General features: G+C 42.6%; 9 protein-coding genes. 5 read left to right on the forward strand and 4 right to left on the reverse strand.

The window, feature by feature from the left end:
• Window positions 1-254 precede the first annotated feature (254 nt).
• Window positions 255-3071, reverse strand: coding sequence for a TonB-dependent receptor (locus tag J8Z28_RS17370; RefSeq protein ID WP_062566348.1), 2817 nt, complete (start codon window positions 3069-3071; stop codon window positions 255-257).
• Window positions 3072-3669: 598 nt separating this feature from the next.
• On the opposite strand from J8Z28_RS17370, the gene J8Z28_RS17375 reads away from it, so the two are divergent.
• The 5 genes from J8Z28_RS17375 to J8Z28_RS17395 all read left to right on the forward strand — a co-directional run bounded on the left by J8Z28_RS17375 (window position 3670) and on the right by J8Z28_RS17395 (window position 10425).
• Entirely contained in the window at window positions 3670-4632 is a 963-nt protein-coding gene (locus J8Z28_RS17375) for a glycoside hydrolase family 43 protein (RefSeq protein ID WP_054562986.1), read from the forward strand.
• A 354-nt stretch (window positions 4633-4986) separates the two neighbouring features.
• Entirely contained in the window at window positions 4987-8406 is a 3420-nt protein-coding gene (locus J8Z28_RS17380; protein WP_062566349.1) for a LamG-like jellyroll fold domain-containing protein, read from the forward strand.
• A gap of 130 nt (window positions 8407-8536) precedes the next feature.
• On the forward strand, window positions 8537-8956 hold the full coding sequence (locus tag J8Z28_RS17385) for a hypothetical protein (RefSeq protein ID WP_062566394.1): 420 nt from the start codon (window positions 8537-8539) through the stop codon (window positions 8954-8956).
• A gap of 465 nt (window positions 8957-9421) precedes the next feature.
• On the forward strand, window positions 9422-9856 hold the full coding sequence (locus tag J8Z28_RS17390; RefSeq protein ID WP_062566350.1) for a DUF4019 domain-containing protein: 435 nt from the start codon (window positions 9422-9424) through the stop codon (window positions 9854-9856).
• A gap of 173 nt (window positions 9857-10029) precedes the next feature.
• A complete protein-coding gene (locus tag J8Z28_RS17395) occupies window positions 10030-10425 on the forward strand; it encodes a DUF4019 domain-containing protein (RefSeq protein ID WP_062566351.1) in 396 nt (131 codons plus the stop codon).
• 786 nt (window positions 10426-11211) lie between these two features.
• Here J8Z28_RS17395 and J8Z28_RS17400 read toward each other — a convergent pair.
• The 3 genes from J8Z28_RS17400 to J8Z28_RS17410 form a co-directional block, all read right to left on the reverse strand.
• Window positions 11212-13161 (reverse strand): RICIN domain-containing protein, encoded by a 1950-nt coding sequence (locus J8Z28_RS17400; RefSeq protein WP_240701512.1) that lies wholly within the window; start codon window positions 13159-13161, stop codon window positions 11212-11214.
• 12 nt (window positions 13162-13173) lie between these two features.
• Window positions 13174-14241 (reverse strand): aldose epimerase family protein, encoded by a 1068-nt coding sequence (locus tag J8Z28_RS17405; RefSeq protein WP_240701511.1) that lies wholly within the window; start codon window positions 14239-14241, stop codon window positions 13174-13176.
• Between the two features lie 215 nt (window positions 14242-14456).
• A complete protein-coding gene (locus tag J8Z28_RS17410; RefSeq protein WP_062566353.1) occupies window positions 14457-15041 on the reverse strand; it encodes an HAD family hydrolase in 585 nt (194 codons plus the stop codon).
• Between the last annotated feature and the right edge of the window lie 22 nt (window positions 15042-15063).

A 15063-nucleotide genomic window follows, 5' to 3' on the forward strand; every position in this document is an offset into this window, starting at 1 on the left:
GTCAATAATGAGCCGCCGCTCACTATTTCAAGCAATGCTAAAAAGCTTTCAACATTGCGTATCAAATAAATTTATAGCCCTAGATATTACACAGCTTGGCCATTGCGTTCGTTATTTTTGTAAATTTAATGCTAATCTAATTAATAGTATTATCATACTTATTAAATCGCAACTCTTTTCGACCGATGGTTTGGTTTATAAAAACCAATAAAAAACCCCAGCAAAGCCGGGGTTTTTAGGTCTATAAAAGAAATTTAGAAAGAATAACGTGCGCCTAGTGCGAATGTACGTGAGTAGATACCGTTACCAAAGTTAAATAGGTTGTCGTTACCTTCACCGTAGTAGCTCTGATATACGTCATCTAGGATGTTCGTTGCATCAAAGGTTACAACAAAGTCATCATTCACATTGTAGCTAAATTGGAAATCTAAGCTTTGCTCAGGACGATTCCAGAACTGAATTGGGTTAGCAAAGATTGCTGCTTCGTTCCCTGTGTAGAACTCAGAACGCCATACATAAGATAAGCGCATGTCGAATGAATCACGCTCGTAGATACCTACGATGCTGTAAGATTCATCAGAAACACCTGTCATTTGCGAATCTACATAACCAGAAATTTCACCTAGCTCATTGAATTCTGGTGTATCTTGTTCTGAATCAAGCATCGTGTAGCTTGCTTGCACACCAAAGCCGTTTAAGTACTCTGGTAGGTTTTCAGGGAAGTAAACTAAACCAACTTCTAAACCAGACAGTTCACCGTTTGAAGCATTCACTGGTGCACTCAATACGTATGGACGTGTTACGCCATCATCGCCCTCGCGCACAACTTGCTTACGACCTGCAACAACTAAGCCTTCGATTTCACGGTAAAAGTAAGCCGCGTAAAGTGAGCTTGTATCTGCGAAGTACCATTCAAGTGATACGTCATAGTTCTTTGACTCTGTTGGTTTAAGCTCTGGGTTACCACCATTACCTGTACCGTATGTAGCACCTTCTGTTAATGGATCGTACCAGTATTGCAGCGCGTTCAAGTCAGCAAAGTTAGGCATACGTAATGTTTCTGTGTACGCAACACGACCCACTACATCATCAGTGATGTTCCAGTTAAGTACTAAGCTTGGTAGTAATGCGCTGCTATCTGCACTTGCTGAGCTTTCTTCAAATACATTTGAGTTCATGCCACCAGACTCAGCAACAAAGTCCATGTCTTGCTCGTAGCTTACATAACGTAAACCAAACTCACCGCTAATATCTTCCGTTAAGAAGAAGTTAGTTGTTGCATACAGCGCGTATGAGTTTTCTTCGATATCAAATGTTTTGTATACGTCTTCAGCTTCAAGGCCGTATACGCTACGAACAGCATCACCGTTATCTAGCATGTAACCACCGTCAGCAGTTACAAAGCTGTCAAAGACGTCAGCACGGCCATCGAAATAATCATCAACTTGGAACACAATACCAGAACCATCACCAGATGCCCCAGCTGCAGCTAATTGCTCAATTAAGCTAGCTACAGATGTGTTGGCAATACCAGTATCTTGACCACGTGTGTACTCTTGCGCAGTTCGTTTTTCGTAGCGACCACCGAATTTCACTTTATCAAAATAAGTACCACCAATTAGGTATTCAGCATCAAATGTGAAAGTTAATGCATCACCCGCGTTACCGCCGCCATTGTCATAAATAGTGCCAGCATTCCAGTTTTCGATAGCAGCCATATCAGCTTCGTTTACCGCTGTGTTTGGATCATCCCAAAACGCGATGCCTGGTACGCCGTCTTTATCATTAAAATCAACGTCAAGACCCGTCGCTACACGATCAAAACGCATTGCGAAGAAATCTGTTTCGAACTCACTGTCTTGGTAAACAACTTCAGTGTTGATAGTTAGGTAATCGCTTGCTAGCCACTCTGCACCTAGCGCATATAAGTAGCTATCTGTTTTACCATATGAAAAGTCACCACTTTGGAAACCGCCAGCGCCAATCGCTTGCTTTTCTTTAATTACATTAGTGCCATCAAACACAGTTGGTGTTTCAATAAAGCCGTTACCATTTTCAAACGTATTTGAGAACCACATAGCGTTTTGCGATTCGTTTTCGTAACCTGTGTAGAAACCTTCAGCTGTGATTTCTAGGGTTTCATCTGGTGCCCACTGTAAAGATACAGACGCAGCCGGGCGCTTACGAAGACCTGTATATGAAGTACCAAAAATAGCATCACGTGCAAGTAGGTATTCTGTTGGCTCGCCATTTACGTCTAAAGTAGAACCAGCCGCAGTAGGTAGACCTAACTCAGTACCTTGAGTCCAGAATTCATTTGGAACACGTGAATACGGTGAGTAGTTGTATTGTGGCTTATCAGTAAAGAATGGGAATGCAGCACCCGCTGTGATGGTGTCATCGCGGTAATGTGTTTCAGCGTATGAAAGATTAACTAATGCACCAAACTCACCTGCGCCGTCGATTTCCCAGCGGTTAGAGAGTAATGCACTGATATTTGGATCAACTTCATCTGGTTGATCTGAGTAAATCGCACGTGCCGCTAAAACAACTTTTTCACCTTCGAAGTTGAAAGGGCGGTGAGTTTTAATATCAATCGCACCTGCGATACCGCGTTCGATTTGGTCCGCCGAACGGGTTTTATAAACTGTTACGCCTGAAAGTAAACTTGCAGGAATGTCTTGCAGCGCCACATCACGACCCGCACCTGTAAAGATAGCGCGACCATTAACTGTGGTATTAACATCAGTAAGACCACGGATTGAAACCGCGCTTACTTCACCAGCACCACGGCCAGTTGTTTGTACACCCGTTACACGTTGTAATGCTTCAACTACGTTATTATCAGGGAATTTACCAATATCTTCAGCAACAATTGCATCCACGATTTGAACGCTTGCACGTTTTTCATCTAACGCTTTGTTTAAACTGCCGCGAATACCTGATACTTGAATAACTTCCATCTCATCGACGTTATTCTCAGGAGTGTTTGGTGCTTCCTCCTGTGCAAAAGCAAATTGACAGGTAAATGCCATAACTACAGCACTGGCTATGTGTGTTCTTTTAAACATAAGCGGTGTTCTCCAAATTATAGTTATATCGGTCCGCTGAACTTTCCCCATTCAGTTACCGAAGAGTGACCACTGCATTGTGCATCGTGTGTTGTCAAAACGGTGCGCGAGTGTGTCTATATTTTTATGTTAATACATTGCTGCCTGAACTTTAATCATATTGTATGATTATTTAACAGTCAACTCAAAAAGCCAAATTAAAATAACTGCCATTATGTTTACAAAAAACGTTGCAATTATAGCATGTTACAAACTCAAAGCATGCTGCGTTTTTGTTTTGGGAATTTATTAAGACCCATTATTATCAGCCACTTAGCGATTGTTCGTTTGCTTATTTAATTTGTCTTTCACTCATCCAGAGCAACAAAAAAGGGCTAACAAGTTATTTACCCAGCGTATTTTGATGCTACTATGATTAAAATACAATAATACAATATAGAGTTATTTTTTGCTGCACTTTTACTAGTTTGTTTCGATGTAAACAATCAGTTACTCAGTATAATCAGGCGTACACAGTGTATTATCTGGTCACTTAGAGAGAGCTCTGGGTCGAAAAAGCTGCAGTTCAAACAACAATTATTAGTTACTAAGGACACTCATGAAGAAATTGAAAGCGTTAGCGCTACCATTACTTTTTTCTAGCAGCTTAGCTGTTGCACAAAACCCATTATTTACCGATGTATTTACTGCAGACCCTGCTGCACTTGTTCACAATGACACCGTATACCTTTATACAGGCCATGATGAAGCACCTAATAATGACGTGTTTTTTGAAATGCATGACTGGTTAGCCTTTTCATCAACAGATATGGTGAACTGGAAAAAACACGGCCCAATCATGAAAGCAACAGACTTTAAATGGGCTAAAGGTGAAGCATGGGCTTCACACATGATTGAGCGTGATGGCACTTTCTACTTCTTTACAACCGTTCGTCACAACGACACAAAACCAGGTTTTGCAATTGGTGTTGCAACTTCTAAGTCACCAACAGGTCCATTCAAAGATGCAATTGGTCACGCACTGGTTACCGATGACATGACCAAGCATACGCCAAATGATTGGGACGACATCGACCCTGCTATTTATACAGAAGAAAACGGCGATACTTACATGTTCTTTGGTAACTTAATGCCAAAATACGTAAAGCTAAGCGACGACTTGCTGTCTCTTGATGGTGAAATTAAAACGCTAGACTTACCTAACTTTACCGAAGCGTTATGGGTTCATAAGAAAAACGACAACTACTATGTATCGTACGCATGTGAGTTCCCTGAGAAGATCTGTTATGCCATGAGCAAAAGCATTCATGGCCCGTGGGAATATAAAGGTATCTTGAATGAGATCGCAGGTAACAGCGAAACCAACCACCAATCAATTATCGAATACAAAGGTAAAGACTACTTTATTTACCATACTGGTGCCGTACCACCAATTGATGGCAAACCAAGTGGCGGGCGTTTTCGCCGTTCAGTGGCGATTGAGCCGCTTTATTACAACGAAGATGGCACACTTAAACGTATTATCATGACCACTGAAGGTCTAAGTAAACAAGACAAGTAATATTAAAAAGGGCTCTTTAAGAGCCCTTTTTAGTGCTCAAATGTAATACAAATAAACAAATTTACCGGAAAATCCTCACTTGCAGATCAGCAAAAAACTTCCCTAATAGAGCAAAAATAGCGAAAAAAACGCTAAAACTGGCAACTTGAAAAAATTAAAATCACGCTGTACATATTGTAAACACTGACACTTCGTGTTTACATATCAATTACCTTTGCAAAAGTATTTGCACATTTTAAATCGTACTATAAAATTACAATACTACGTTCTTATTAGTTTGATATAGGCGCGCGGCAATTTTATTGACAACAATCGAATAAAAAAATGAATCCCAGTTTCAAGAGGACACATAAAATGAAATTAAATAAATTAGCCATGGTCATAGCCTGCTCTTTGGCTGTTACAGGTTGTGGCAAAGAAGATGGTACTAAGCTTGACACAGCACCAGCGGTTGCCGACCCGCAAAGTGCGAAACCGACAGTAAGCAGCAGTGTTGAATACACTGAATCAGGTAGCGTAATGGTTACCAATGTAAGCGTGCACGATCCTTCTGTCGTTAAAGTTGACGACACTTATTATATTTTTGGTTCACACCTTGCTGCCGCTAAATCAACTGATCTCTTGAACTGGGAAATGATTTCTAGCCTTTCAGCTAACGCAGCCGTTAATGAAAGCCCATTATTTGATTACAACTACACAGGTGAAATTGCCGAAGGTATTGAATGGACAGACGGTTTTACAGGAAACTGGGCTGCCGATGTAATCAAAGCGCCAAATGGTAAATTTTGGTTCTACTATAACCACTGTGCACAAGATAACCCAGATACACCAGATGTTGTTGATGAAGTATGCTGGAACCGCTCTTATCTTGGTTTAGCTGAAGCTGACAATATTGAAGGTCCTTATACAAACAAAGGTATTTTCTTACGCAGCGGTTATCGCACAGAAGCTGAGTTTGCAGCTTACCCACTTGATAATGGCCAAACAACATGGAATGGTGCCGTTGATCCTAACGCCATTGACCCTGCAGCCTTCTATGATGCTGATGGCAAACTTTGGATGGTTTACGGCTCATACTCTGGCGGTATTTTCGTGCTAGCAATGGACGAAGAAACAGGTATGCCAGAAGCAGGTCAAGGCTATGGTAAAAAGCTAGTAGGCGGTGACTTCCGTGCAATGGAAGGTGCATTTGTAATGTACAGCCCAGAAAGTGAATACTACTACCTATTCTTCTCTGTTGCTGGTTTTGATCTTAATGGTGGCTACAACATTCGTGTTGCTCGCTCAAAAACACCGGATGGCCCTTATCTAGATAACGCAGGTAATGACATTGCAGCTATCGGCGGCCTGGAGGTCGGCGAAAAACTAATGGGCGGCTTTGAGTACACGCAAGAACTTGGCGAAACAGCACCAGCATGGGGCTACCAATCACCGGGCCATAACTCTGCTTACTACGATGAAGCAACAGGTCGTCATATCTTAGTTACGCACACGCGTTTCCCGCAAACATCGACTGAGTTCCCAACCATTTCAGAAGCGCACCAAGTTCGCGTACATGAAATGTTTATAAACTCATTAGGCTGGCCTATGGCTTCACCGCAACGTTATGTGCCGCTTGAAGGCGACAACATGGTTGTGGCAGATGAACTTTATGGTTATTACAAATTTATCAACCATGGCAATGATGTAAATACAGATGCTATTCGCTCAATGCATATTGCTTTAAACGAAGATCACTCAGTAACCGGTGATGATCCAGGTATCTGGTACATGATTGATGACTCAAATATTAAACTTGAGTTAGATTCAGGTACTTACTTTGGCGTGGCTAAATGGCAATGGGATGATGCAACTAAAGCAATGGCTGTAACTGTATCAGCTACATCAAGCGAAGGCGCTACCATTTGGGCAAGTAAACGTGATGAAATCACAGACACGGCTAACGTGCTAGGCACTGTTCAAGAAGCGCTAGATATTAAAACTGAATTATCAATCGCTGACGAAGGCTACTCATTACCAACCAAAGGTAAAGATGGTGCTGCAATTAACTGGGAAAGCAGTGATGAATACTACATCACCAGTGAAGGCTCAGTATTCATTCCAACGCCAGATCGCGGTGATAAAGCGGTTACTTTAACGGCTAATATCTCTTTAAACGGCGAGAGCACAACCAAGACATTTAATGTAAATCTAGAAGCGCGCCCAGAGTTTAAAAATGCGATTGCACACTATGCATTTGAAGATTCACTCAGTGATGGTTTAGGTAACCTAGATGATGCGGGTGTAACAGATAACAACATGTTAAATGTGGGTGCTGGTACAGCTGCATACGCAGAAGGTCAAACAGGTAAAGCATTTAACTTTGACGGTGCAACGGGCGTACGTTTACCTGATGAGTTAGTAACAGGCGATGAGTACACTATTTCGTATTGGTTTAAGCCAACAGTACTAACTAACTTTACGCCTACATTCTTCGCATCAACGTCTGATGCACGTTGGATGAGCTTGATCCCAGGTAGTACACACTTTACGTCAACACCAATGCTATGGAGCCGTTATTTAGCTGATGATGGCACTGATATGTGGAACCAAATCATTTCTGACTCTCCAGCGGTAATGGATTGGAATCATATTGCAATCACTTATGCTAATGGCACTGCAACACTTTATCGTGATGGTGTACGTGCAGGTTCGATGCCTCGCCCTGACTTCTTTAGCGAACAAACAGGTAACTTTGCCCTTGGTGTGAACTACGGTTGGGACTTACCTTTCCAAGGTCAAATTGATGAATTCATCGTTTATGACTACGCGCTAAACGGCCTAGATATTAATGGTGCGGCTATCAATAACCTGACAGATCCGACTAAATTTGAGAGCTTCATTACTGATGCGCTTGATTTAGGTGATGTATCGGCAGTACGTGAAAGCTTTGAGTTACCGCGTGTAGGTCCATTTGTATCAGGTATTAGCTGGACGTCAAACAACGAAGAGTACTTAAAACCGGTTAATGGCACAGCTGTTGTTACTCAACCTAGCGCCTCTGCTGGCGACCAAGTAGTGACATTAACTGCAACTATTAAGTACAAAGACTTTACTGATACTAAGTCATTCGATGTAACCTTAAAATCACTTGCACCTGCTGAATACAGCTTCGAAGGTGACCTAAGTGCATTAAACGGTGCGTATGCAGCGGGTAAACCAACGGGTGGTTTCATCAACAATACTGGTGGTAACGTAACTTTTGTTGACGGTATCATGGGTCAAGCAGTATTCCTTGAAGGTTCAGGTGTTCGTCTACCGGATAACTTAATCACGACCAATGATTACTCAGTATCTATGTGGTTAAAACCTGAAACCTTCACTGATTACACTACAGCGTTCTTCGCAGGTGCAAGTGCAGGCTCTTGGTTAAGTTATGTGCCATCTATGGCAGGTACAGGCCTAACTCGTTTATGGGCAAATAACGGTGCCTTCTTCGATAATGCAGAACTAGATAGCCGTATTCCAGCAAAAGAATGGACACATGTTGCATTCACTGTTGATGGTACGAATGGTGATGTGTTGAAGATGTATGTTAACGGCGAATTACAGCTAGAAACCGATGGCTTCCCGCGTGTATTTACGGTTCCTGGTGAAACAAATGAGTTTGCACTCGGTGTTAACTACTGGGATACACCTTATAACGGTGCTATCGATGAACTGAAAATTTTCAACGGTGCGATTAGCGCTGAAGAAATAAAAGCACTCTTTGATGCAGCTGCTGCACAAGAGTAACAAAGTGAGGTGAGCTGCCTCACCTCAACTATTTGTTGTCTGGAAAGGCCGGGTGAAAACCCGGCTTTTTTCTAAAGCTTTAGTACCCCTTGCCGATACATACATATCATTCACTTTCATCGCTCTCATTATGGCTATTAACTCATTAGCAAGTGCGTTAACTATCTCAAACGCAGATACAGCAGTCAGTAATACCAACTCAAAAGTAGGCTACAAACTCAGCAGCCAAGAGATGAACAAACTCTCTGGTCGTGAAGTAGAGCCCGCCCAAAAAGAAGAAGTATCTAGCGAACTCCCCGCACATATTCGCAAAATGGTTGAGCAACTCGAAAAGCTCAAAGAACAACTCGAACTTGCCAAAGAGCAATTAGCCAAACTGCAAGCACTCAAAAACCAAGAAGATGAAGCTGTAAAAGTGCAAGTTGAAACACAGACCAAGATGGTTATGGAAATCCAAACGCAAGTAATGACTCTTAGCCAATCAATTAGCGATGCGTTAAAAGAAGCAGGTATTAGCGACCCTGGAGTGCTAATGAGTGTATTGGTGTGATGGAAGCTGTAAGTTTTGAGCTGTAAGCTTTAAGTCTCAGGCTTTACTCTTGTCTCTTTCATCTCGCTAACTCCCTTTCATGCTCACTTTACTCTTGCAACTTTACCCTCGCTAACTTCTCTCAAAAACCCAAAAAAGGGTCAAAAACCTAGTAACTATGCGGGCTCTGAAATATCGAGCACGCAAATACGAAACTTCCTTAGCAGTAAAAATAAGTGCTATTTAGGGTCATTGTCGTTACATTTAGCAGCTGTTAAAACGAATTAATTTGCTCAATAAATCAACAGTATAAACTTAACAATTTAATCTACATCGCCACTTTACGAACTCAGTTGCAAAGATCGCTCAAATAAAAGACAGCACTTAAATCCCGCTAAAAAGCCTTCCCTAGCACTTTTTCAGTATAGAAATTAACCAGCTCATTCGTATTATGAATTCACCCTATGAACGAAGTGAGGGCGTCTTATGCGTCAAATTTTATTACTTTCTGTAAATGGATTTACGCTACAAAAACTGTTTTTACTGGCATCATTATTGGTGTGCTTTTTCACCTCAGCTGAAGAAACAAGCCCTATTTCAACAGCGAGAGCATGGTTAACCTTGGTCGATTCAGGAGAGTACCACGAGAGCTGGCAGCAAGCTGATCAGGTCTTTCAAAACACCACGCCAAAAGCTCGCTGGCAAACAGCCTTAGATCAAATACGCGTTCCTTTAGGCCGAGTTATGTCTCGCACCTATTTTGGCACAGCAGAATATAACTCATTACCCGGCCTGCCAAATGGTGAGTATTTAGTGGTCAAGTTTCAAACCGAGTTTATGAATAAAGAGGCTGTAGTTGAAACGCTCAGCCTTAGCAAAGCCGCCGATGGCTGGCACCCATTAGGTTATCTTATCGATTAATTTAGAGCAGCACAAAGCGCCTTGAGCTATGTGCTGTAAAACTTATCGGCAGTCAAAATGCTTATCTGCGGGAAAATAAACCGCACAATTGATGAATAGTATTTATTGTTCGTCGCCGTAACATAAAAACACTTCAAGACGAATTCAATAAACAACTAGTAAATGGAATTGCTATGAGAAAAACGCTTTTACTAATCATTTTTTTAAGCTGCTTTTGTGCACATGCTGAAGAGCTCGAAGTTATTCATCGCGCTAAAAGCTGGCTTACGTTAATCGACAACGGTCAGTATCAGCAAAGTTGGCAGCAAGCAGACTCATTATTTAAACAAAAAATGCCTCAAAGCCACTGGAGCAAATCGTTAAAACAAGTTCGAGTACCACTTGGCAAGGTGATTTTACGTAAGAATTTAAGCCTGATGAATTATGACTCTTTACCCGGAACACCTGATGGTGAATACGTGATCATTCAGTTTCAAAGCCAATTTATGAATAAAGAGCAGGCCATTGAAACAATTAGCCTCAGTAAAAGTAGTGGCCAGTGGCAACCTATCGGTTATTTTATTAATTAGGGGATTTGCAGAGGCTTAGATGGATTATGTTGGGTTTCGCTTCGCTCAAACCAACCTACCCGAAGAATGAACAGGTAAGTAATGCGGTAGGTGTCACGCTTGCTTGGCGCGTCATGAAATCAACACCCAAAGAGCAGACATACACATCACCAACATACCCCACCGCTCAGCTAAAAACTGACAGCTGAAGGCTGACAGCTCCTAAACAACGCGCAAAATAAATTTCACGCCTACAACAACACGTGGGTTTTATATGCAATGTAGGGCATGAAAAGGTGTAGATGGATTATGTTGGGTTTCGCTTCGCTCAAACCAACCTACCCGAAGACTGAGTAGGGCAAGTAATGTCGTAGGCGTCACGCTTGCTTGGCGCGTCATGAAATCAACACCCTACGATCAGACAGACATATCACCAACATCCCCCACCGCTCAGCTAAAAACTGACAGCTGAAGGCTGACAGCTCCTAAACAACGCGCGAAATAAATTTCACGCCTACAACAACACGTGGGGTTTTATATGCAATGCAGAGGCATGAGAAGGTTTTGATGGATTATGTTGGGTTTCGCTTCGCTCAAACCAACCTACCCGAAGAATGAACAGGTAAGTAATGCGGTAGGTGTCACGCTTGCTTTGCGCGTCATGAAATCAACACCCAAAGAGCAGACATACACATCACCAACATACCCCACCGCTCAGCTAAAAACTGACAGCTGAAGGCTGAAGGCTATAAAAAAAGCCACTCATAAATGAAGTGGCTTTGGTTGAGTCGATTTTTTACTTATAACTTAATTTGGTTCACGCAGATGGAATACTTGGCACTTGTTACCTAAATCAGGTTGTTGTGCGAAGTTAGTGTTTTCAGCTAAACCACAGTTACTTAAGCCAAGCGCTTGTTTTGTGTAGCGGTTGATAAGCATCACACCACCACCTTCTACTGGAGCAATGCGCCACTGTGCTGTTTTCGCCGCACAAGAAGCCATCTCTACGTTTGCACCTGGTACTAAGGCGTTATCAGCTACCGCAGCACAGAACTCGCTGTCAGCGCTTTGTTTAAGACTTACATAGCCTGTATCTGTTGGTGTGAAGAACCATTGCTGTGCATCTTTATGCGTGTAAGCTTGTTGCTCAACATTGGTGCCTGCTTTAACTGTATCTGCCACGCTAAGTGCTTTACCACTTTGTTGGCTTAATACGACAACACTGCCCATAGGGCGTAATTGCCAGTCGCCACACGCTGTTGCGTCGCTTTGCTGTAAAACCGCTTGGTTTTGTGCCGCAGAACAACCAGCAACCGCTAACGGCTTGCCTGTGTAACGGTTAGTAATAGATACATTACCATCTGTGCTTGGTGCTACTTTCCATTGCTGACAGAAGTTATTACGCCATGCTGCAGATTGTACTTTAGCGTTATCTGCGTCATTACAGCTTTCGAGCTCTAAGAACTTGCTGTCTTCACGGTTAGCTAAACGAACAAAACCATCTGTTGTTGCATCAATAACCCATTGACCATTGGTGCTTGCACACTGACGTTGAACTGCACGTGCATCTTGTGGATCAGCTGCGATGTCTAAACATAAGCCACTTGTTGCATTCACTAATTGATAGCGCTGACCTTGTACTCGCGTTACCAGTGGACCGTATTCACCTGATGGTGGAGCTACTTCAACGCCTGGTGTTAATGGTTTACCAAAGCTTGGTGTGCCATCGTCGTTCCAAGTGAATTTTTGCGCACGTAATGAACGAGTCGCACTACAACCGTGCTCTACCGAATCATTACCGTGATAAACTAACCAATCTTCTGTGCCGTCTGGCGATGTGAAAAAGCCGTTGTGACCTGGGCCAAACACTTCTTCTGTACGCTCAAATACTGGCTTGTCGTATTTTTTCCAGCTGCTCGCTTTAAGCGGATCGTCACCAACAAGTTCAAGCATACCTAGTTTGTAATCTGGGGTATTACAGAAGCTTGCTGAGTACGTCATAAACGTACGACCATTGTGCTGTAAAATTTCAGCACCTTCAGTTACTTTACGACCACTGATTTCCCAATCTAGCTCAGGACGCGTGATCACCGTATGCGGTGAGTTCTCTTTCAGTGTCCACGGATCTTCCATTTCTGCAATAATGTTTAATTGCTGATCGCCTTGCCATTGTGAGTAGATCACATATAGCTTGTCTTTGTATGTTAGGTAGTTACCGTCGATGTTCCATACGTTAGGCATTAATGCGCCCTTGTATTCGTATGGACCCATAGGATCGTCACCAGCACTTTCTAGTACGTTTAAGTGTTGGTTATCTAAAGTGCCATCAGTACCAGCTGTATACATCATGTACCAACGGTAGCCGTTTGGTCCTTTTAGGCGGTGGAACTCAAACGCCCAGAAGTTACAACAGCGCTCAGGATTTGAATCAGACCAAACATTGACTGGTGTTGCATCAGCAAGGCCAGCTAGTGTTGGTGATTTACGCATCACTAACTCAGATGTCCATGTTGTTGTGGTTAGGTAATAGTTACCATCCCAGTACTTAAGCCATGGATCGGCGCCATTAGGAAAAAGTGGGTTGGTAAAAATACCATTATCTTGGATTGGCGCTTTTTCTGTGGCTGCCACGTCAGCTTTCTTAGCTGTGTTGTCTTCAGCTGTAGTCTGACAACCAGTCAGTGCACCAAACGACAAGGCAAATACGCTGGCTAAGCCAGCCTTTTGCATTGCGCTTTTAAGCTTTGTTGTTTTCACGATTGTGTTCCTTTATTTTGTACCAAATTCGTACACGATGCGTGTTGAATACACGTCACCCGGTAATAATGTTGTGCTTGGGAACGTTGGCTGATTTGGTGCATCAGGGAAATGCTGTGGCTCTAAACAAAAACCACTTCTGAAATTATGCACTAAGCCAGACGCTTGCTGAGTACTACCGTCTAAGAAGTTACCTGAATAAAACTGTACAGCAGGCTCTTCTGTGTAAACTGTCAACGTACGGCCAGAATTTGCTTCGTAAACCGTCGCCGCTTCCATAAGTTCATTGCTTGGCGTGTCTTTAAGCACAAAGTTATGGTCATAACCTTTACCAAGTTTCAGTTGTTCGTTGCTAGCTTTGATGTCTTGACCAATTGCTTTCGCTGTGCGGAAGTCAAACGGTGTGCCTGCAACATCCATCAACTCACCCGTTGGGATCAAGCCGCCATCCACAGGGGTAATTGCTTTTGAGTTAATTTGCATTTGGTGATCAAGAATGTCGCCTTTACCCGCTAGGTTAAAGTAGCTGTGTTGCGTCATATTGATGATGGTAGGCTTGCTTGTTGTAGCAATAAACTGCATATCTAACGTGTTGTTGTTCGTTAGCGTGTAAGTTACTTCAGTCGTCACTTCACCCGGGTAGCCTTGGTCGCCATCAGGGCTCACTAAGCTTAAGGTAACACCGGCACTGTTTTGCGTCGTGAACGGTGTCATGTTCCATACTTTCTTATCGAAACCTTGCACACCACCATGTAAGTGGTTGTCACCATCGTTAGTTGCTAATTGGTATTCAGTGCCATTTAACGTGAATTTACCGTTTGCGATACGGTTACCAAAACGACCGATGATTGCACCGTAGTAAGTTGTCGCTTTTGTGTATGCTTCTAGGTTATCTAAACCCAGTACAATATTACCCATTTCGCCTTTTGCATCAGGTGTTTCAATACGCGTGATTATGCCGCCGTAGTTGATTACATCAACGCTAATACCATTGCTGTTAGTCAGCGTTACTTGATTAACTGGCGTTTGATCAGCAAGTACGCCATAGGCCGTCATTGATGCTGAAGGGGAAGTAGTCATATTGTCTCCTTGATGAGCACAAGCTGGTGTAAGGGCAATCCCACATGTCACCAACAATGCATAAAGCCCGCGCGACTTTTTCGTGTTCGAACTGGCTGTTTGATGAGTTGTTTTTAAACCTTGGAAAACACATTGCAATGACATACGAATAACCTTTTTGTAATTGTATTTATAGTTTTATAATACAAATAAGGGTGTCATTGCAACTTTAATCGCTAAAGTTGGATTTTTCCGTCTTTCACCATGATGCAATCCATTCCCGCACTTTTGGCAGCTTGATAACCAATTTGCGTGTCTTCAAATACCACACATTGGCTTGGCTCAACACCTAATTGCTCTGCTACTTTTAAGAATGTTTCTGGGTTTGGCTTGCCTTTACTTACATCACTGGCAGTCACTAACGCACCAATTTTATTTATTAAATTGGTATCAGTTAGATGATCAATTGCATGCTCGCGGTCAGCGCCTGTGCCAACGCCCATAGGCAATACACCATGGTACTTTTCAAGTACTGCGACGGTTTCGTCAATTACTAGCGGTTGGTGCTGTAAATCAACCCAAAACTGGTGTTTATCTTTTGCCACAACTAGAGGGTCGTGTTCTAAACCAAATTTTTCGTTAAGCATTTCAATTGTTTTAACGGTCGGAATGCCACCTAAGCTGTACATGTAGTCGTAATCGAATGGGTAGCCATAGGCTTCGCAAGCTTTTTGCCATGCCTTTAAGTGACTGCCCATTGAGTCAATTAAGGTGCCATCCATATCAAAAATAATGCCTTGGTAGGCGCTTAAATCGATCATATCTACTCCTAAAATGTTTCGC

Origin of the sequence: Pseudoalteromonas sp. SCSIO 43088 (assembly GCF_023650795.1) — a bacterium.
Lineage (GTDB): Bacteria > Pseudomonadota > Gammaproteobacteria > Enterobacterales > Alteromonadaceae > Pseudoalteromonas > Pseudoalteromonas shioyasakiensis.